At 59.2% G+C, this 19,446-nt stretch carries 15 protein-coding genes; 5 read left to right on the top strand and 10 right to left on the bottom strand.

Translation table 11 applies throughout. From position 1 onward, the window contains the following. Window positions 1-19 precede the first annotated feature (19 nt). The 3 genes from AC2FNN_RS09885 to hemB all read right to left on the bottom strand — a co-directional run bounded on the left by AC2FNN_RS09885 (window position 20) and on the right by hemB (window position 4,367). Window positions 20-2,482, bottom strand: a complete 2,463-nt coding sequence (locus AC2FNN_RS09885; RefSeq protein WP_496758256.1) for a penicillin acylase family protein — start codon at window positions 2,480-2,482, stop codon at window positions 20-22. 168 nt (window positions 2,483-2,650) lie between these two features. Next, window positions 2,651-3,226, bottom strand: coding sequence for a lipid-binding SYLF domain-containing protein (locus tag AC2FNN_RS09890; RefSeq protein WP_209832950.1), 576 nt, complete (start codon window positions 3,224-3,226; stop codon window positions 2,651-2,653). Between the two features lie 142 nt (window positions 3,227-3,368). Further along, window positions 3,369-4,367, bottom strand: a complete 999-nt coding sequence (hemB, locus tag AC2FNN_RS09895; RefSeq protein ID WP_496758257.1) for a porphobilinogen synthase — start codon at window positions 4,365-4,367, stop codon at window positions 3,369-3,371. A 120-nt stretch (window positions 4,368-4,487) separates the two neighbouring features. Here hemB and AC2FNN_RS09900 point away from each other — a divergent pair, with 120 nt between their 5' ends. After that, window positions 4,488-5,012, top strand: coding sequence for a component of SufBCD complex (locus AC2FNN_RS09900; RefSeq protein WP_496758259.1), 525 nt, complete (start codon window positions 4,488-4,490; stop codon window positions 5,010-5,012). 21 nt (window positions 5,013-5,033) lie between these two features. Then, window positions 5,034-8,492 (top strand): transcription-repair coupling factor, encoded by a 3,459-nt coding sequence (gene mfd, locus AC2FNN_RS09905; protein WP_496758260.1) that lies wholly within the window; start codon window positions 5,034-5,036, stop codon window positions 8,490-8,492. A 142-nt stretch (window positions 8,493-8,634) separates the two neighbouring features. On the opposite strand, the gene AC2FNN_RS09910 is transcribed toward mfd, so the two are convergent. The 4 genes from AC2FNN_RS09910 to AC2FNN_RS09925 all read right to left on the bottom strand — a co-directional run bounded on the left by AC2FNN_RS09910 (window position 8,635) and on the right by AC2FNN_RS09925 (window position 13,810). Continuing rightward, window positions 8,635-10,293 (bottom strand): tetratricopeptide repeat protein, encoded by a 1,659-nt coding sequence (locus tag AC2FNN_RS09910; RefSeq protein WP_496758261.1) that lies wholly within the window; start codon window positions 10,291-10,293, stop codon window positions 8,635-8,637. A gap of 58 nt (window positions 10,294-10,351) precedes the next feature. Next, window positions 10,352-11,560, bottom strand: coding sequence for a multidrug effflux MFS transporter (locus tag AC2FNN_RS09915; protein WP_496758263.1), 1,209 nt, complete (start codon window positions 11,558-11,560; stop codon window positions 10,352-10,354). Between the two features lie 76 nt (window positions 11,561-11,636). Beyond that, window positions 11,637-12,296 carry a DsbA family oxidoreductase gene (locus AC2FNN_RS09920; protein ID WP_496758264.1) on the bottom strand — a complete coding sequence of 220 codons (660 nt, stop codon included), beginning with the start codon at window positions 12,294-12,296 and terminating at the stop codon, window positions 11,637-11,639. Continuing rightward, a complete protein-coding gene (locus AC2FNN_RS09925) occupies window positions 12,293-13,810 on the bottom strand; it encodes a class I adenylate-forming enzyme family protein (RefSeq protein ID WP_496758266.1) in 1,518 nt (505 codons plus the stop codon). Before AC2FNN_RS09925 ends, AC2FNN_RS09920 begins: the two co-directional genes overlap by 4 nt. Before the next feature lie 64 nt (window positions 13,811-13,874). On the opposite strand from AC2FNN_RS09925, the gene AC2FNN_RS09930 reads away from it, so the two are divergent. Further along, window positions 13,875-14,498 (top strand): helix-turn-helix domain-containing protein, encoded by a 624-nt coding sequence (locus AC2FNN_RS09930; protein WP_496758268.1) that lies wholly within the window; start codon window positions 13,875-13,877, stop codon window positions 14,496-14,498. Here the strand turns inward: AC2FNN_RS09930 and AC2FNN_RS09935 are convergent. After that, window positions 14,487-14,726 carry a hypothetical protein gene (locus AC2FNN_RS09935; RefSeq protein ID WP_170344111.1) on the bottom strand — a complete coding sequence of 80 codons (240 nt, stop codon included), beginning with the start codon at window positions 14,724-14,726 and terminating at the stop codon, window positions 14,487-14,489. The genes AC2FNN_RS09930 and AC2FNN_RS09935 overlap by 12 nt on opposite strands. Before the next feature lie 558 nt (window positions 14,727-15,284). Further along, the gene (locus tag AC2FNN_RS09940; RefSeq protein WP_496758270.1) at window positions 15,285-17,102 is read right to left on the bottom strand and encodes an extracellular solute-binding protein; all 1,818 of its coding nucleotides are present in this window, start codon (window positions 17,100-17,102) and stop codon (window positions 15,285-15,287) included. 297 nt (window positions 17,103-17,399) lie between these two features. Between AC2FNN_RS09940 and AC2FNN_RS09945 the strand changes: the two genes are divergently transcribed. Beyond that, on the top strand, window positions 17,400-18,173 hold the full coding sequence (locus AC2FNN_RS09945) for a 3-hydroxybutyrate dehydrogenase (protein WP_496758272.1): 774 nt from the start codon (window positions 17,400-17,402) through the stop codon (window positions 18,171-18,173). Window positions 18,174-18,237: 64 nt separating this feature from the next. Then, window positions 18,238-19,263 carry a patatin-like phospholipase family protein gene (locus AC2FNN_RS09950; RefSeq protein WP_496758275.1) on the top strand — a complete coding sequence of 342 codons (1,026 nt, stop codon included), beginning with the start codon at window positions 18,238-18,240 and terminating at the stop codon, window positions 19,261-19,263. Here the strand turns inward: AC2FNN_RS09950 and AC2FNN_RS09955 are convergent. Continuing rightward, window positions 19,264-19,446, bottom strand: a 183-nt coding sequence (locus tag AC2FNN_RS09955) for a DUF502 domain-containing protein (protein ID WP_496758276.1), incomplete at its 5' end; no start/stop codon positions are given.

The raw sequence follows: 19,446 nt of genomic DNA on the forward strand, positions 1-19,446 counted from the left end.
GACTTGCCGAATAGGCGGATTATCGCGGGATCAGATTGGTTACCCCGACAGCCGCGGCGCGGGCCAGATCAAGATCCAGTGACATGGGGATGTATTCGCCACGCCGCCACAGCTGCGCCTGATCGTCATAGTAGCGCGACAGGAAATGCCCCGATTGCCCGGTCGCCGTAATGAAGACCGAGCTGTTGGGGTCGGCAAAGTCATAAACCCCGCGATACCCGGCGCCGTGCACATTCTGGAACGGATCAGGCCCTTCGCCCGATGTTCGGCCGCGCAGCAATGTGTTGTCGCCGCCGCTGGTCGATTGGCGAATGTTCACAAAAAACCGCAATATCGGGACAGAGCCCAGCACGGGATGGTCATGAGTTGCCTGATGCGCGTCGCCCCAACGCAGGGATTCAAGCGCGCTGCCATATCGTTCTGTGATCCAGATCAACGCGTCGTCCAGCGCAAGCCGCGCCATCTCGGTGCATGTCTCGACCGGTGCGCTTTGAATCACGTCGCACCAGACACCAGCGCCGTCAATGTCGCGATAGACCCGTTCGATGAACAGCGGTTCGACATGTTTGTATTCGCTGGCCAGAGGTCCAAGCTCGTCCGAAATCAGCCGGATTTGCAGCGCGCGCAGCCAGGCCGCATAGATCAACGGCTCGGGCAGGTGTTCGTTCATCTCACCGTTCCAGTCCGCCAGCAGCGACAGCGCGATCTGACGCTGGCGTTCCGGCGTACCTTCGGGGGCCGACGCCCCGGTGAACCACAGATCGGCACCGATCAGCGGCAGCAGGGACCGCGCGGTAAAGCTGACCGTGTCCAGCTGTGCCTCTATAAAGCTGTCGCGGGTGTGCACCTCGCGCGATTGCATCAGGCGCTCCCAGCGATGCACGCGCTGCGTATCGCCCCATTCATACGAAACGTGATCCGGGAACGGGCGGTCTATGATCTTGTTGTTCGTGTTGCCCAGAACACCGCCGACGGGGGCCACGAATTCCGGGTTGTCGGCATAGTGCAGGCGGCCTTGCCAGCGATTGGCCTCGATCCAGCCGGGCGAGGGGATACGTCCCCGGCTTTGGTTTTGCGGATCACGCCGAGGCATGGCGCCGATCAGCTTCATCCCGATGGTCGTCTTGTCGACCAGCGACAGGTTCTGAGAAGGCGCGGTGAACTGCTCACCGACCGCGATGGCCTGGTCCACGTTGTCGGCGTTCATCAGCGCCATGGACGCCGTCATCGACGTGTCCCGCGGGCTGAGCGCCGTCCAGGACAGCGATGCCACATGGCCCGGCGGCGTGATGGTTTCCAGCTTGTAATCCGTGCCCGGCAGCACCGGCCCGTTCTCCGTCCAGCGCAGGGTCAGCGTAACCGGAGCTTCCCCCTTGATCTCGATGATCGAAGGGCGGGTCTGGAATTCCTTGAAGCCGGTCGGGGTCAGGTATTCCTCGGGGTTGTCAGGATTCAGCTGCTCGATATGAACGTCCTGATCGTCAAGATACGAGGATGTAAGCCCCCATCCCAGCCGGTCGCTGCGTCCGGTCATGATGGCGGGCACACCGGGGATCGAGGCCCCGATGACACCGCCTTTTTCCAGGCCCAGATGTGCCAGGTACCAAATTCCGGGCGCAGTGAAACCCAAATGAGGGTCATTGGCCAACAGGGTTCCGCCACTTGCAGAACGCGACGGGGCGGCGGTCCAGGCGTTTGAAGCTCCGGCCAGACCACGTTTGGGAAGGGGCGAAAGAGGTGTGTCGGGAACGTCCGTTCCCGCCGCATACCGCGGAAGATTTGGGAACAGGGCGGCATATTCCGGCAACGCCGCGATCCCTGGTCCGGGAACGTCGGGCAGGATATCGGCCAGACGTTCGGGGTTGTTCAGCATCAGGGATGTACGCGCACGCAGAACTTCATCGGTCAGGTGGCCTGACAGTTGCAGCGCCATCAGCTTGATCATCGCGATACTGTCACCCGGTTGCCAGGGCGAGACCGGCACGTTGAACAGGAACATCTCGGGTGCGCCGCGACCCAGCGCCTCTTCGTTGATCTCGGTCAGGCGGGCATTGACCCCGGCGGAATAGGCACGCAAGGCGGCCTTGGTATAATCGTCCTGCACCTCGACCGAGCGGTGGGCCAGCCCGTAAAGGTCCAACCTGCGCAGCAGCTTGTCGATGTGAAGCGTGCGCGGGCCAAACACCTCGGACAGTCGGCCTTGCGCGGTACGGCGCATGACGGTCATCTGCCACAGTCGGTCCTGTGCATGGGCATATCCCAAACCAAAGAACACATCGGGATCGGTCTGGCCCAGAATATGCGGCACGTTGGCGGTGTCGCGCACGATCTCGACCGGGGCGGTCAGACCGTCGACCGCAAGCGTTTGGTCATAGTCCGGCAGGGATTGGCTGGCCAGAAAATAGACAAGGCCCACGGCGGCGAGGATCAGAATGATCAAACCCGACGCGATGCGCACCAGCCAGCGGAAAACAAGACCCATTACTGCCCCAGATTCTTATTCAGATGAAGGTTGGACAAAGACTAGAGGATGGTGGGTCTGACCGAAAGAGGAACGCGGCAAGAACCTGCGTGGAAAGGGTTAAAACGAGTGCCCCGCCGCAGTGTTACGCTGCGACGGGGCCGTTTGAGGGGGAAGTGGTAATCCGGGTTACGGAATGATGCGGGTGTATTTCGTACCTTCGACGGTCGCGCCGAATTTAAGACCGGCCTGGCCAAAGACCACCGCCAGCACCGGCGAACGCAGTGTTGTCGTGTCCGTGGACAAGGAATTCCCGGTTGCGTCAACCACATATCCAATATCGGCACCGGCTGTCCATCCGCTGGAACGGCGAAAATCGTTCAGGGCATCTTCCGTCATGAAGAACAGGATATGCGCATATTGCTGCGCACCGATTTGCAGACCTGCGGTTCCGGAAATTGCAGAATAGTAATCGACCGTGGCGCCGTTGATGCGCAGCGCGCCTTGGCCGTAGGCTCCGCCAAAGAAGATCAATCCGGCGTCGGTAATCAGGGGCATAACCAACATGCCGTTGGCTTTGTTCGCGATTTCCACGGTGTTGGGGTACCGGCTGTACATTTCGGTCAGCGTGGCATCGACGCGGGCATCGATGTTGGCCGAGTTTGAATTGCCGACGCCGTTGCCACAGGCAGCGGTCAGGGTCAGGCCTGCCATGCCCAAGGCAAAGCCGCGACGGTTCAGTCGGGGGGAGTTGGAACTGCTCATGGTTTTTTTCTCTGTAACTGTGCCTGATGTGTCGGGTGATCCCGATCTTGCCGGCAAGGATACGCCGATTAGGGCGTTGTGTCACGGGAAAGCTGCCCGCTCAAGGGGGGATGTCGGCGAAAAGTTGCGACTCTTCGGGGTTTTAGCCCTGTAGGATGCGGGCAACCTGAGGCGAGAAATAGGTCAGAATACCGTCGCACCCGGCGCGTTTGAAGGCCAGCAGGCTTTCCAGCATCGCCTTCTCTCCGTCGATCCAGCCATTCTGCGCGGCCGCCTGGATCATCGCGTATTCCCCCGATACCTGATAGGCATAAGTGGGCGCACCAAAGCTGTCTTTCACACGACGGCAGATATCCAGATAGGGCATTCCGGGTTTGATCATCACCATGTCCGCGCCCTCGGTCAGATCGCGTTCGATCAGGCGCAGGGCTTCGTTCGAGTTGGCCGGGTCCATCTGATAGGTTTTCTTGTCACCGGTCAGCGCGCCCGAGGCGCCGACGGCGTCGCGGAAGGGGCCGTAAAAAGCGCTGGCGTATTTCGCGGCATAGCTGAGGATCATCACGTTGTGATGCCCGGCGCCTTCCAATGCGCGGCGCATTTCCCCGATCCGGCCGTCCATCATATCCGACGGTCCGATGATGTCGGCACCGGCATCGGCCTGGGCAAGGGTCATCTTGACCAACGCTTCGACGGTCTGATCATTCACGATCTCGCCGTCGACGACATAGCCGTCATGACCATTGATATTGTACGGGTCCAGCGCCACGTCCGTCATCACTGCAATGTCAGGGGCTGCCGCCTTGATCGCCCGGATGGCCCGGTTCGACAGATTGTCGGGGTTCCAGGCCTCGGCGCAATCCTCGGTCTTGAGCGCGGAATCCGTGTAGGGAAAGATGCATATCGCCGGGATTCCAAGCGCTTGCGCTTCGACGGCCGCTTTTGCAATCAGATCCACCGACCGGCGAACCACGCCCGGCATCGAGGGAACGGGTTCTTCAACCCCTTCACCGTCGCGGACGAAAACGGGCCAGATCAGGTCGTCCGTGGTCAAGACATTCTCGCGCACAAGTCCGCGGATTGCCTGGGATTGACGGGCACGCCGAAAGCGGGTCATGGGATAGGGGGCAATGGTCGGTTTCATGGCGCGTTCTCCTTGAACATTCGTGCATTGGGTGGCATGAATTCACAAAGGTCTCAAGGGTATCAATGGACGCGGCAGCGTGGCAGAACCTCCCTGAGTGGTTTGAATAAAGGGTTGGGTTTGGACTGGTACTCTTCGATCTTTGAAGTCATCGACATGCGCAGCTTTTCGAATCTTTGGTTCTGGATCGTGCTGGCGGTTGTCTGGTCATCGGCGAGTCACTGGGTAATGGGCATTCCCTACGATCTGGTGGTGCGTGCCCGACGCATTGGCGGGCAGGTCGAGATCGACCTTCTGGACATCGTGCGCATACACACCAACCGGATCCTGTTGATCGTCGACATGTCAGGCACCATCCTGTTGGCATTCGGGTGTTTTCTGTTCACTGGTCTGGCCACGCTTGGGTTCTATTACGGTGTTGAATTCGCGCAGGCCGTGTTCCTTCTTCTGTTTCCATTGACGCTTGTTCTGGTGGTGAACATCGTGCACGCGCGACGATTGCGGCGGCAGGAACTGACGCTCGATTCCGTTTCGAAAACCATTGCGCGCTGCCGGCTCTATACCCAGATCATTGGCATGATCTCGATACTGGTCACTTCGTTCTGGGGCATGTATCAGAACATCTCGATTGGCGTTCTGGGATAGCAAAATCTGAAAGGCGAGGCGATGAAGGCTCCGAACCACGTGACAGTTGGCGGCGCCCCTGAAGGGTTTGACGCGCAGCTTGTGCTGAACGAAATTGCCCGCAGCAACGGGCCGGTGGCCCATGTCGCACGTGACGACAAGCGGATGGAGGCGATGCGCGCCGCGCTGGCCTTCTTTGCCCCCGACATGCCGGTCTTCGTGTTTCCGGGCTGGGATTGTCTGCCCTATGACCGGGTGTCCCCCAATGCCGACATTTCAGCGGCCCGTGTTGCCACGCTGGCGGCGCTGGTTCACCAGATGCCGCAGAAATTCGTGTTGTTGACGACATTGAATGCGGCGACGCAACGCGTCCCGGCGCGAGACGTGCTGCGCGAGGCGGCGTTTACCGCCCGCGTCGATCAGCGCATTGATGAGGCCGCGTTGCGCAACTTCCTGGTGCGCATGGGCTTCACGCAAAGCCCCACCGTGATGGAGCCGGGCGATTACGCCATTCGCGGCGGTATCATCGACATCTTCCCGCCGGGTGAATCGGGCCCCGTCCGTCTGGACCTGTTCGGAGACGTACTGGACGGCGCGCGCCGTTTTGATCCCGTGTCTCAGCGCACGACCGAAAAGCTGGACGTGGTTGAACTTGCGCCCGTGTCCGAGGTCATTCTGGATGATGCTGCCATCACGCGGTTCCGCCAGAACTATCGGATTGAGTTCGGCGCGGCAGGCACTGACGACCCGCTGTACGAGGCCGTCACAGCAGGCCGCAAACATCAGGGCATCGAGCACTGGTTGCCGTTCTTTCATGAGAAACTGGAAACTCTATTCGACTACCTGCCGGATGCGACGATCACGGTGGACGATCAGGTCACGCCCGCGCGGCTTGCGCGCTGGGATACGATTGCCGATCAATACGAAACCCGGCGTCTGGCGCTGGAAAACCGATCCCGCATGGATACGGTCTATAAGCCCACACCTCCGGGGCTGCTGTATCTGGATGATGCCGCGTGGGAGGCGGCCGTCGCGGATCGGCGTGTCATGCAGTTCAGCCCCTTGCCGCAGGCCTCTGGCCCGGGTGTCATCGATGCGGGCGGGCGGATCGGGCGCAACTTTGCCCCGGAACGTCAGCAGGAAAGCATCAGCCTGTTCGGTGCATTGGCCAGCCACATCACCGCCAAGCTTGACAAAGGTCCGGTGCTGATCGCGTCCTATTCAGAAGGTGCGCGCGAACGTCTGACCGGCCTGATCGAGGATGAAGGTCTGGCCGAGGCGATTCCCATTGCCAATGGAACGCGCATCGGAAAGCGCGGCCTGCACCTTGCCGTCTGGGCGCTGGAACACGGTTTCGAGACGCCTGACCTGACGGTGATTGCGGAACAGGACGTTCTGGGCGACAGGCTGATCCGCCAACCCAAAAAGCGCCGCAAGGCCGAGAATTTCCTGACCGAGACCCAATCCCTGAGCCCCGGTGATCTGGTGGTGCATGTGGATCACGGCATCGGTCGATACATGGGGATGGAGGTCGTCACGGCCGCCGGAGCCGCCCATGAATGCCTGTTGCTGGAATATGCCGAGCAAGCAAAGCTGTACCTACCGGTCGAAAACATCGAACTGCTGTCGAAATACGGCCATGACGAAGGGCTTTTGGATCGCCTCGGCGGTGGCGCCTGGCAGGCCAAGAAGGCCAAGCTGAAAGAGCGCATCCGAGAGATGGCGGACAAGCTGATCCGCATCGCGGCGGAACGTGCGCTGCGTAAAGCCCCCGTGATGGACCCACCGCCGCACGCGTGGGAGGAATTCAGCGCGCGTTTCCCCTATCAGGAAACCGATGATCAGTTGCGCGCTATCGCCGAGGTGATGGAGGATATGCACTCGGGCGCGCCGATGGACAGGCTGATCTGTGGTGACGTCGGCTTTGGCAAGACCGAGGTCGCCATGCGCGCCGCCTTTGTTGCCGCCATGTCCGGCGTTCAGGTTGCGGTCGTGGCACCGACAACATTGCTGGCCCGACAGCATGCTGCAAGCTTCAGGGAACGGTTCCGCGGCTTCCCTCTGGAAGTGCGGCAATTGTCGCGTTTCGTGTCGGCCAAAGACGCGCAGCAGACCCGAGAGGGACTGGCGCGCGGCACGGTCGATATCGTGATCGGGACCCATGCGCTGCTAGCCAAGAACATACGGTTCCAGAATCTCGGCCTGCTGATCATCGACGAAGAACAGCATTTCGGCGTGGGTCACAAAGAACGTTTGAAGCAACTGCGCAGTGACATCCATGTTCTCACCCTGACCGCAACCCCGATTCCGCGAACCTTGCAATTGTCGCTGACCGGGGTGCGCGATCTGTCAATCATCGGCACACCGCCCATCGACCGTCTGGCGATCAGAACCTATGTCAGCGAATTCGACGCGGTCACGATCCGAGAGGCGCTGCTGCGCGAACACTATCGCGGCGGGCAGAGTTTCTACGTGGTCCCGCGCATCTCGGACCTGCCCGAGATCGAGGAGTTCCTGAAAAGCCAGCTGCCTGAACTGACCTATGTCGTGGCCCACGGGCAGATGGCGGCGGGTGAACTCGATGACCGAATGAACGCGTTTTACGACGGTAAGTATGATGTGCTGCTGGCGACGACAATTGTGGAAAGCGGTTTGGACATTCCGACGGCGAACACGATGGTCGTGCACCGCGCCGATATGTTCGGTCTTGCGCAGCTTTACCAGATCCGGGGCCGGGTGGGGCGGTCCAAAACCCGCGCCTATGCCTATCTGACCACCAAGCCACGACAGAAACTGACCGCCACTGCCGAGAAACGCCTGCGGGTTCTGGGCTCGCTGGATACGCTGGGTGCCGGGTTCACTCTGGCCAGCCAGGACCTCGACATTCGCGGCGCAGGCAATCTGCTGGGCGAAGAGCAGTCTGGCCAGATGCGCGATGTGGGGTACGAGCTCTACCAATCCATGCTGGAAGAAGCGATTGCCAAGATCAAGGCCGGCGAGATGGAGGGCCTTTCAGATGCTGACGACCAATGGGCCCCACAGATCAATCTGGGCGTGCCGGTTCTGATTCCCGATGATTACGTGCCCGATCTGGATGTTCGTCTCGGCCTCTACCGCCGCCTGTCGTCGCTGTCGACCAAGGTGGAACTGGAAGGTTTTGCCGCGGAATTGATCGACCGTTTCGGCAAATTGCCGAAAGAGGTGAATACCCTGATGCTGGTCGTACGCATCAAGGCCATGTGCAAACGGGCGGGCATCGCCAAGCTGGACGGAGGCCCGAAAGGCGCGACGATCCAGTTCCATAATGACAAGTTCGCATCGCCTCAGGGATTGGTTGAATTCATTCAGAACCAGCGCGGCATGGCCAAGGTCAAGGATAACAAGATCGTGGTGCGCCGGGATTGGAAGAAAGACAGCGACAAGATCAAAGGGGCCTTTGCGATTGCCCGCGACCTTGCTGAAAAAGTGGTCGCGGAAAAGAAGAAGACCAAGGCTGGTTGACAGGCAAGATGGGGCTCTGCCCCCGCTGCGCGTTCCGCGCATCTCCCCCGGGATATTTGCGGCCAGATGAAGTAACGGATCCCAGCTTCATCTGGCTAAAAATATCCCCGCCGGAGGCATCGCGCGGCAGCGCGATCCCTCCCTAAACACGCATTGCAGCCTGCGCACAGAAACAGGACGCTGCAACTGCGCGGTCAGCGCGGGCCAAAGCCAAGTCGAGGCGTTGCTTTATCTGTAAGATTTCAACATTTTCCCCGCGGGCTTTGAGGCAATCGTATAGCCCCTTCAGGCTCCACACGTTGTCGGGATGGATCGAAGCGCGGCTGAGCGAGCCGCCAAGGCCAAGATCTTCGCGATAGACGGCCTCTGCTTCTGCCGCATGACCTTGTTCGAACAGCAATGCGCCAAGCGCGTGGCGGGTGGGCTGCATCCATCCCCAGGGTTCGTCATAGGGCAAGGTATCGTCCAGCTCGACCGAGCGGCGCAGATGGGCAAACGCGATTTCAAACTTGCCCTTGCGGTACTCGATCTCACCGCGCAGCATTTCCCGCGCAATTTCCAGCAGGTCAATCACACGGTTGTTGTGCAGCCTGCGTGTTTCCGGAACGCATTCTTTGGCGGCAAGAAACAGATTTTCTTCGGCCTCGGCATTGGCGATATCACCGGTTGCTGCATGAGCGATGGCGCGCGCGTAGTGTGTTGTGGCCGTCAGGGTGCGGAACAGGTCTGGGTCTGAGGGCAGTTCCAGTGCCTTGGCCTCGTCCCAGCGGCCAAAGCGGATCAGGATGTGCGGCCCCATGGACATGTAGCTTTCAAAGTAATCCGCCATTGGGGGGCTTTCGATGCGCAGCATCTCCTCAGGCGTTGTATCCCACAAACCCTGATTGGCGCGCAGGGCAGGTTCGATCTGCCCCAGAAACAGCGCGCCATAGATGGCGAAGTGATAGTTGTGTTGGCGGTAGCCGGTGTAGATATTGAACGCGCCTTCGCGTTCGTAATACTTCAGATCGGCATCCGAGGCTTTTTCGTTCCACTGCACCACGTTGTGGTAGTGGCCGCACAGCACATCAATATGTGTCGGCATATGCACCAGGTGCCCCGCGTCAGGTACCAATGTGCGCAGGACGTCACCGGCCTTCAGGGCTTTTTCCGGCGTGGGCGACATCTCCATCAGGTGAACATAAAGGTGCAGCAGGCCGGGATGCGACATGACGGCCGGATCGTTGGCCATGGCCCATTCCAACGCCTCTTGCGCTTCAAGCGTTGCAGCGCCTTCTGCCGGTTGGCCTGTTTGCAGGTCCCACATTTTCCAGGGCGTCAGGTTCAAAAGCGCCTCGACGTAGATCGTGCGCAGATCCGCGTGCTCGGGGTGCGCAGCGAATGCTGCGCGCATCGCATCGGCAAAATCGTGATCCCACCGGTGCATGTCCTCTGCCGGATCTCGTTGCGGATATCGCGCAGGGAGGGCTCGGATCAGAGCTTGCTCGACAGGGGTACAGCCGTCAGCCAGTCGAAGGGCGTTTTGCATGGCATCATAAGCCAGCGCCAGCGCCTTGCTGCGTCCCCGCTCGTCCTGCAAATCCCATGGCAGGTTGTAATTCGGTCCCGCCGCGTAGGCGACGCCCCAATATGCCATGGCGCATTGGGGGTCATGTTCGGCGGCGCGCTGGAAACAAACAACGGCTTCTTCGTGATTGTACCCATAGGTCCAGTTCAGGCCGCGATCGAACCACAGCTGAGCCTCGGGAACGGAGGTCGTTACCGGACAGGAATAGCTGCCCAGATCATAGTATTCACGCATCAGAAGCCCTCCGCTTGGTTCACGCCGAGGGTAGCGTGTTTCTGACGAGTCGCACAGATCAGGCTGGCAGACGCTCTTCGACGCGGCCCATATGCAGCATAAGCCCGAAGGCCAGAATGCACATGCTCAGGATGCCGAAGGTCAAAGGCGTGATCGAACCGTCGAACAACAGCCCGATCGGTGCGGCGATGGCGGCGGCCAGTACAGTCGAAATCGATCCGATGACCGAGGCTGCCATTCCGGCAATATGCCCCATCGGCTCCATTGCGATGGCGTTCAGGTTGCCCAGCGTCACGCCGGCCATGAAAAACACCATGGTTTGCCAGAACACGAACAGTGCGAATGAGGCGTCTGGCGAAAGATGCGCTGCGTTCAGGGTCATGACAAAGGTGGTAATCAGGATTTGCCCCCCCAGCGCCCATGTCACCATCCGGCGCATGCCCACACGCACCACAAGTGCCGCGTTCAACAAACTGGCCGACCCGGACATCAGTGCCACGAACCCGAACCAGAATGGAAAGCTTTCGGCGCGGTCGTGGATTACGTCATAAACGGGCTGAACCATTGTCAGCATAGTGAACAGCACCCCCATGCACAGGGTCTGAACCATGATCGAAAGGCGCACGGTCGGATGAGCAAACATCTCTTTCGTGGCGGAAAACATCAACGGAATGCGGAATGGACGACGGTTTTCACGGGCCAGAGATTCCGGCAGCCGAAGGCCCATCCAGGAAATGATGATCAACGCAAACAGAATGAAGGATACAAAGATTCCGCGCCATCCGAACAAAGCGATCACACCGGCGCCCAGCATCGGTGCCGCCGCAGGTATCAACGTGAAAATCATCATCGCTATTGAGATGATACGCGCCATTTCGCGGCCTGAATACAAGTCGCGAATAATCGCCATGGCCACCACGCGCGGACCTGCGGCGCCCAGGCCCTGAACCACACGTGCAATCAAGACCAGTTCCAGTGAAGAACTGGCCCATGCAACCGCTGAGGCTGCAATGTACAAAGCCGCGCCGCCGTAAATAACCGGCTTGCGTCCCAGCGTATCCGAGAGAGGGCCGGTGAAAAACGTGCCGATCCCCATGCCCAACACAAATGACGTCAGGATCAGTTGGGCACGGTTGACGTCATCGGGGCTGAGTTGCGCGCCGATCTCGGGTAGCGCAGGCAGCATTGAATCGATCGAAAAGGCGATGGTGGCGAACATCATTGCAATCAGTGCAATGAATTCTGCCTTCGACATGCGATTGGCCATGAAGAACTCCTAACCCGTTCGCGCTATCACGGCGGGTCGGCATAGGCCAGACTGGAATTTTGCACAGACCTCTGTGCTATTCTGCAGGGGAGCCCTCAAGTTGAGACATGATTTCAGCGATCACTTTCTCCCACATTTCAGGAGGTTGGGCACCGGGAACTGCGTGTTGGTTTGCGACAATGAAGGTTGGGACCGAGCTCACGCCCATTTTGCGGGAATGAGCATCGCGATTGCGGATTTCGTCGCGGTCAGCGTCTGATTTCAGCAGCTTCATAACCACAGCAGCGTCCATTCCGGCGCTGTCTGCGATATCGGCCAGCACCTCATGGTCGCCGATGTCGCGGCCCTGCACGAAATAGGCGTCAAACAGCGCGTCGACGACCGCATTCTGTTTGCCTTCGATGCCAGCCCAGTGGATCAGACGATGCGCATCCTGAGTATTGGGTGTGCGCTTCATGCTTTCGAAGTCGATTTTCAGACCCGCGTTTTCGGCATGTTCTACCACGGGCGCGTAAGCTCGCACGGCACCGTCCTTGCCGCCGAACTTGCGCTCGAGATACTCGCGCCGATCCATTCCGGCAGCCGGCATGTCGGGGTTCAACTGGAACGGATGCCATTCAATGACAAAAGGGTGGTCGGGTACGTTGGCCAGCGCCTTGTCCAGATGAGTCTTGCCGATATAGCACCACGGGCAGATCGGATCGGACAGGATGTCGAGCTTGACGGTCTGGGTCATTTTGTTGGTGCCTCGAAATAGGCCGGCAGCGCCCGGCGCAGGAGTTTGCCGTTTCCGCCGGTCGGCAGGGCTGGCAGATGGATGAAGGCGCGTGGTTGTTTGTAACGCGCCAGGTTGGCTTCGACATAGGTGCGCAAGGCCGCATCGTCCAGTTTTTCCGGGCCCGTGTAGAAGGCCGCTATCACAAACGTGTCCGGTTTGACCTCGACCGCCGCGGCGCCGACCTGAGTGATGCCCGGAAATCGGGACAGGGCGGCTTCGACCTCGACCGGGGACACGCGATAGCCACCCGCGTTCATCATATCGTCGTCGCGGCCCAGATAGCTGATTTGACCATCCACGGTCATGGCCCCCTGATCGCCGGTCAGAAACCACTCTCCCTGCATCCGCGTTTCAACCTCGTCGGGTGCGTTGAGATAGGTCAGCATCAAACCGGGGTCAGAGCGGTGAATGGCGATAGTGCCTTCTTGTCCCTGCGGCACCGGACCGTCAGGACCAAGGATCGCCACACGACGCCCCGGTTGCGGTTGTCCCAATGCGTCGCCGCGCGCAGGATGGTCCGGGCTGGAGGAAATGAAGGTAGAGCATTCGGACATGCCATAAGCCTCGAACAACTCGGTGCCGCTGGCGTTGCGCCATTGTTCGTGCAGCGCGCGCGACAGTTTCTCACCCGCGCACAAGCCGTGGCGCAGGTCTGGCAGATCCATCCGATCGCGCCCTTGCACCATCTTGCGATAAAACCCGGGGGCCGCTGCAAAGATCGTTGCGCCATGCTGTCGCAGCAGGGCAGGCAGGGCCGTGATTTCGGTGCCGGGCGCTGGGATCAGGGCAGTTGCGCCCATGGTCCATGGATCCATCAGGCCGGTGCCCAGCGTATAGGTCCAGTTGAAAGCTCCGGCGTGACACAGCCGGTCGGTCTCGCGAAGGCCGTACCAGCCATCTACCATCATCTGCCGCGCCCAGATTGCCCGGTGGGCATGGGCCACGGCACGAGGCTTGCCCGAGGTTCCAGAAGTATAGACGACATAGCCCATACGTTCCGGATCGCCCACTTCAAATCCTGCCGGGGGCAGGTTTCGCATCGCTTTCAGCGCGTCCAGCCCGATCTGCTTGGAATGCGAGGCGCAGGCAACGCCCGGATCACGCAGAATCACCGCCGGAGAAAGCTCGTCGATCATCTTTGCGGTTTCGGGTTCCGTCAGTTGTGACGATGTCGGCACCGGTACGATGCCGACAGCAATTGCCCCCAGATAGGCAATCGGGAAATCCACCGTGTTTCCCAACCGCATCAGGGCAATATCACCGGGTTTCAACCCGGCCCGCAGCAGCCCCGCGCCTGTGCCCAGCACGGCAGTTTTCAAATCGCGATAGGTCCAGTCCTGCGCGCCGTTCGGGCGCAATATCGATAAGGCCACCTTGTCCGGCGCGTGATCGGCGCGGCCCAGAACGTGAGCCGCCAGATTGAATGGCGTGGGGCAGGGTGCGGGTGACCCCTGATCGAAGATTGACAACATGGCCTCTGGCTATCGCGCCGCCTGTCGCGTTGCAAGCGTGGCTGGCCGGGCCTATAGAAGGGTCATGAGCACTCAAGATCCCAAATCTCTGATCCGAATTGCCCGCGACTCTGGCGGCCATACCGATGTCGAACCGCTGGACCTTGGCGCACGTGTGCGAGAGCTGCGCAAAGCGCGGAAATGGACATTGGAACAGGCCGCCAGTCAGGCCGGATTGGCACGCTCGACCCTCAGCAAGATTGAAAACGGGCAGATGTCGCCGACTTACGACGCGCTCAAGAAGCTTGCGACCGGGCTGGAGATTTCTGTTCCGCAACTGTTTACGCCGCCCCAGCGCGATCAGGTGATCGGACGCATGGCGATCACCCGTGTGGGCGACGGTACGGCTCATGCCACCACAACCTATGAACATGAGTTGCTGGCCGAAACCCTGACCAAGAAGCAAATGCTGCCCTATCGTGCGCGGGTCCGCGCAAGGTCAATGGATGAATTTGACGGCTGGGTGCGCCATGACGGCGAAGAATTCATGTATGTGCTGACCGGTGTCGTCAAGCTTTACACCGAGTTTTACGAGCCGGTTGAGATGCGCAGAGGGGACAGCGCGTATTACGACGGCAGCATGGGCCACAACGTGATTTCCGTCAGTGACGAAGACGCGACGATCCTTTGGGTTACATCACTTGCCTAAAGCGGTTCTGCTGAATTCCCGGTTCAGCCCTTCGGTGAACAGGAAATCTTCGACCTCTTCATGGGCCTCGTTCATCGTGAGTTGGTGACGCTCGGCCAAATAGGCTTCAAACCCTTTTCGATCCTTCAACACGCGCATCATGTCCTTGTCACGCAGGTTCGGAAATCGCCGCTTTGCGCGTTCGCATGCCGCATTCCAGTCGTTTGTAAGATCGGTCCAGTTCATCATCAATGAGCTTCCCTTAGCAACGATTAGGACTGCTCTCCCCCACACCAGAGTACGGATAGGGTGCCGCCACGTAAGACATGACAAAATGTCGCAGCGCTGAACCGCGCTTTTTTAAGGGAGATTTGCGCCCGCTGCGAAGTTTCCGCAACGGGCCGACGGGCCTACATTTGGTGTGAGTGGTGGCGGGCCCGGTTGTTCTGTGATCCGGCGCGCCGGGGTGTCCCGGCAGGCAGAGAGCCGGGGTCATCGCCAGCCCGTTATTAAGCCTAAATGCGCCTTCTATATACAGGTTTTCTCGAGGAGTAAAATTGTTTCAAAGCGTATCATGCCGTATCGCCTGCGTGTGACGATGCTGTTTGCTGATTGCGGCGCTTCGAATGCTGTCACACGATATCTTGTGCGGGATGGCAATGTGCTGAATTTTGCCGATTGGCGGAAATTTCCCGAACGCAGACTGCATTGAACAGGTGAAACTTCGAGCTTCGGTCGCCTGGAAACCCCCATCGAAAAGACCAGCCGGTTTCAATTGTGCATCGGTTGGTCTTGGGTTCACGCCTTTTACCGGGCGTCGTACCACCAGACTTCGGGCATGTATTGCGGGCCGTCGCCATAGATGGGCAGGGTTTCCGGGTACTTCAGCTCTTTGACATGCGCGATGCGCCCGATGTCGAAGCTCCAGATCGGGATGACATAGCGACCTGCCGTCAGTACCCGGTCCAGCGCGCGGGTGGCCGCGGTAAAGTCCTGGCGGGTTTTTGAGGCCAGCATGGCATCGATCATGGCATCAACTGCGGGCGAAGATACGCCCATCAGGTTGCGAGTGCCGGGGGCATCAGCAGTTTCGCTGCCCCAATAAAGACGCTGTTCATTGCCAGGAGACAGGGAAAGCGCCCGGCGGAACGTCGTGACGTCAAAGTCCAGTTCAGACGTGCGCCCGACATATTGAGCATTGTCGACCTGTTCCGTCGTGACCCGGATGCCAAGACGTTCCAGCGCGCGGGAATAAATCTCGACCACGGTTGCCATCTCGCTGTCACCCTGTTGCAGTAGGAAAGTCATCTGAAAGGGATCACCATTTGCATTGCGCAGCACGCCATCCTGAACGGTCCAGCCTGCCTCGGTCAAAAGTCCGGCGGCCTTGCGGAGGTTTGCCCGGTTTCGGGCCGACCCGTCACCCTTCGGCAGTTCATACCCTTCCAGCGTGCCGGGCAACAGGATGTCAGCATAAGGAAGCAACAGGTCTTTTACCTGCCCCTGGGCCGGGCCGGGCTGCATGGCAAGGTCGGACCCCGAGAAATAAGACGTGATCCTTGGTTGAGCACCACCGGTTACCGTGTCGTTGATGAATTCGAAGTTGAACGCAAGCGTCAGCGCTTCGCGCACGCGCCAGTCGTCGAACGGAGCCTTTCGTGTGTTCATTACGAACCCGGTCATTCCCGCAGGTTTTCCATGCGGAATTTCGGTCTTGATGACATCGCCCCGTTGCACGGCGGGGAAGTTGTATTGCGTGTCCCATTTGTCGGCATTGAACTCACGCACGGCTGAAAGCTCTCCGGCCTTGAACGCTTCGAACAAGACGCTGCCGTCGCCGTAGAATTCGATCCTCAGCTCATCAAGGTTCATGGTGCCGCGGCGAAACGGGATGTCGTTCCCCCAATAGTCCGGATTGCGTCGCAGATTCACAAAGCGTCCTGCTTCGTAGCTTTCGATCACATAGGGGCCGGTTCCAATCGGCACATCATGCAGTTGCGCATCCGCGAAATCCTTGCCCTCCCATTGCGCCTTTTTCAGGATCGGGCGCATCCCGGCCAGCAGCGCAAGCTCTCGGTCGGGTTCATTGAACGTGATCCGCACCGAACGCGGGCCGGTTTGTTCGATACTGTCGATCTTGCCCCAAAGCCCGCGATAGCGCAGATGCCCCTGCGTGCCCAACGTTTCGTAGGACCAGATCACATCATCGACCGTGACCGGACTGCCGTCGGAAAACCGCACCTCCTCCCGCAGGGTGAATTCGACCCAGGACCGGTCTGGATCGGTCTCAACTGATTCGGCTAACAGCCCGTAAAGTGTGAAAGGTTCGTCCCAGGACCGGCCCATCAGGCTTTCGTGCGTCCAGAACGGCAATTGCCATGGCGAGGTGCCTTTTTGCAAAAACGGGTTCAGGCTGTTAAAGCCGCCCGTGTTTCCGAACACGGCTTTGCCGCCTTTGGGCGCATCCGGGTTGGCGTATGGGAGTGACACAAAATCCGGTGGTAGGGCCGGGTCCCCATACATAGCTATGCCATGAGACGATTCTGCATGGGCGACAGAGATCACGAAAATGCTGGCGATTCCCGCCACAAGTGATCGAAACGGACGGAGAAAATCCGGGCTCATTTTGGAAACAATCCTGCTCTGGCCTTATTTTGTTGGTGTTCACCGTAGTGATGATTTTTCTTATTATCAAACTTTTAGCTTGGACCAAGGCGCAGAATTGCTTATAAAGGTTGCACTGCTCGATAGGTTTCTTGCCTGTATGAAACCTGCCTCAATAACTTAACGCCCGCTTCGTGCGGGCGTTTTTTTTGCCTGTGGAAGTCTCAGACCGGTAATTCAATCCTGCATGTTTCCCCGTTTTCTTTGCAGGTGCAGCATGGCATGGTGCGCCTGATCAACGCTTAAGGGAGAATGGACATGAGCCTGTCCGGCAAAACGGCAATCATCACGGGATCAAATTCGGGCATCGGCCTGGGCGTCGCACGCGAACTGGCCAAGGCCGGTGCCGATGTGGTTCTGAATTCCTTTACCGATCGCGATGAAGATCACGCGCTTGCCGCGCAGATTGCGAAAGAGACCGGGACCAATGCGCGCTATATCAAGGCCGACATGTCCAAGGGCGAGGAATGCCGATCCTTGATCGAACAGGCGGGGTCTTGTGACATTCTGGTGAACAATGCCGGGATTCAGCATGTCTCACCGATCGACAAATTCCCGGTTGATAAATGGGACGCGATTATCGCAATCAACATGAACTCGGCCTTTCACACCACGGCGGCCGCTTTGCCAATGATGCGCAAGGCAGGTTGGGGACGTGTGGTGAACATCGCCTCGGCCCACGGTCTGACGGCATCCCCTTTCAAGGCGGCATATGTTGCGGCCAAGCACGGCGTGGTGGGAATGACCAAGACAGTAGCGCTGGAAACCGCGCAGGAGCCGATCACCTGCAATGCCATCTGTCCGGGATATGTGCTGACGCCGCTGGTCGAGGCGCAGATCCCCGACACGATGAAAGAATACAACATGAGCCGTGAGGACGTTGTGAAGAACATTCTTTTGGAACGGCAACCGTCCAAGGAGTTTGCCACGGTCGAGCAACTGGGTGGAACGACTGTCTTTCTGTGTTCGGACGCGGCGGCTCAGATCACCGGCACCACAATTTCTGTCGATGGTGGCTGGACTGCGCTTTGAGGTTTCGTGGGGGCGCTGCCCCCACACCCCCGGAGTATTTTGGAGAAGATGAAGGGGTTGCGGCATGAAGCGGATCAATCTGGCTTTGCAGGGGGGTGGGGCGCATGGGGCGTTCACCTGGGGTGTGCTTGATCGTCTTTTGGACGAGGACGACATCGAGGTCGCTGCCATTACCGGTACTTCCGCAGGGGCGCTGAACGGGGCGGCCTACAAATCTGGTATGGTTCATTCCGGGCGCGAAGGTGCGCGGGCGCGTCTGGACGGGTTGTGGAAACGCATGGGCGCTATTGGCGACATGCGTTTCGCCAACTGGTTTCGCGGCCTGGAACCGGCGGCCATTGCGCAGGCGATGGAATATTCTGTGCCGTTTTCGATCGGGGATGCCTGGTCGCGGATGGTGTCGCCCTATGCGTATGGGCCGTTCTACAGCAACCCCTTGAAGCCGGTGGTGGACAGGTTCGATTTTGACGAGGTGTGCGCAGATGAAGGCCCGCGCCTGTTTGTGTGTGCCACCTGCGTACGCAGCGGCAAGATCCGCGTCTTTACCGGCGACGAGATCAGCACGGACGTCATCCTGGCCTCGGCCTGTTTGCCGACCCTGTTCAAGGCGGTTGAGATTTTTGACCCGAAGACAAACCGGACCGAAGCCTATTGGGACGGAGGGTATACCGGCAATCCGGCACTCTATCCGCTGTTCAACGATGATTTGCCGGATGACGTGGTGATCGTGAACATCAATCCTCTGGAGCGCGACGAAGTTCCGATCACGCCGCAGCAAATCCAGAACCGGATCAACGAGATCAGCTTCAACTCATCCCTTTTTCGAGAGTTGCGGGCGATCAGCTTTGTCCAGCGGTTGTTGAAAGAAGGCAAGCTGACGGCCGGAGAGATGAGCCGCGTGCTGGTTCACATGATTGCAGATAACGACTTGATGAACAGCCTGTCTGTTGCCACCAAAACCGTGCCCAATCCGGTCATTCTGCACAAGCTGAAACAGGCTGGACGGAACGCCGCAGACGGTTTTCTTGCCAACCACAAGAACGATTTGGGTCAGACCAGCACAATTGATCTGCCTGCGATGTTCAGCTGATCACTCGGGCGGCTGTGTCGGGTCTTTTCCATTCGGATAGACAAGCCCAGCCGAAATCACCAGTTTGGCGGCGTCTTCGATACTCATGTCCAGCAGGATCACGTCTTCTGCGGGGAAGAACAGCAGAAACCCAGATGTCGGGTTGGGTGTCGTGGGTACGAAGACGCTCAGCAACTCGCCACC

This window comes from Ruegeria sp. BHSA118, from assembly GCF_059613405.1.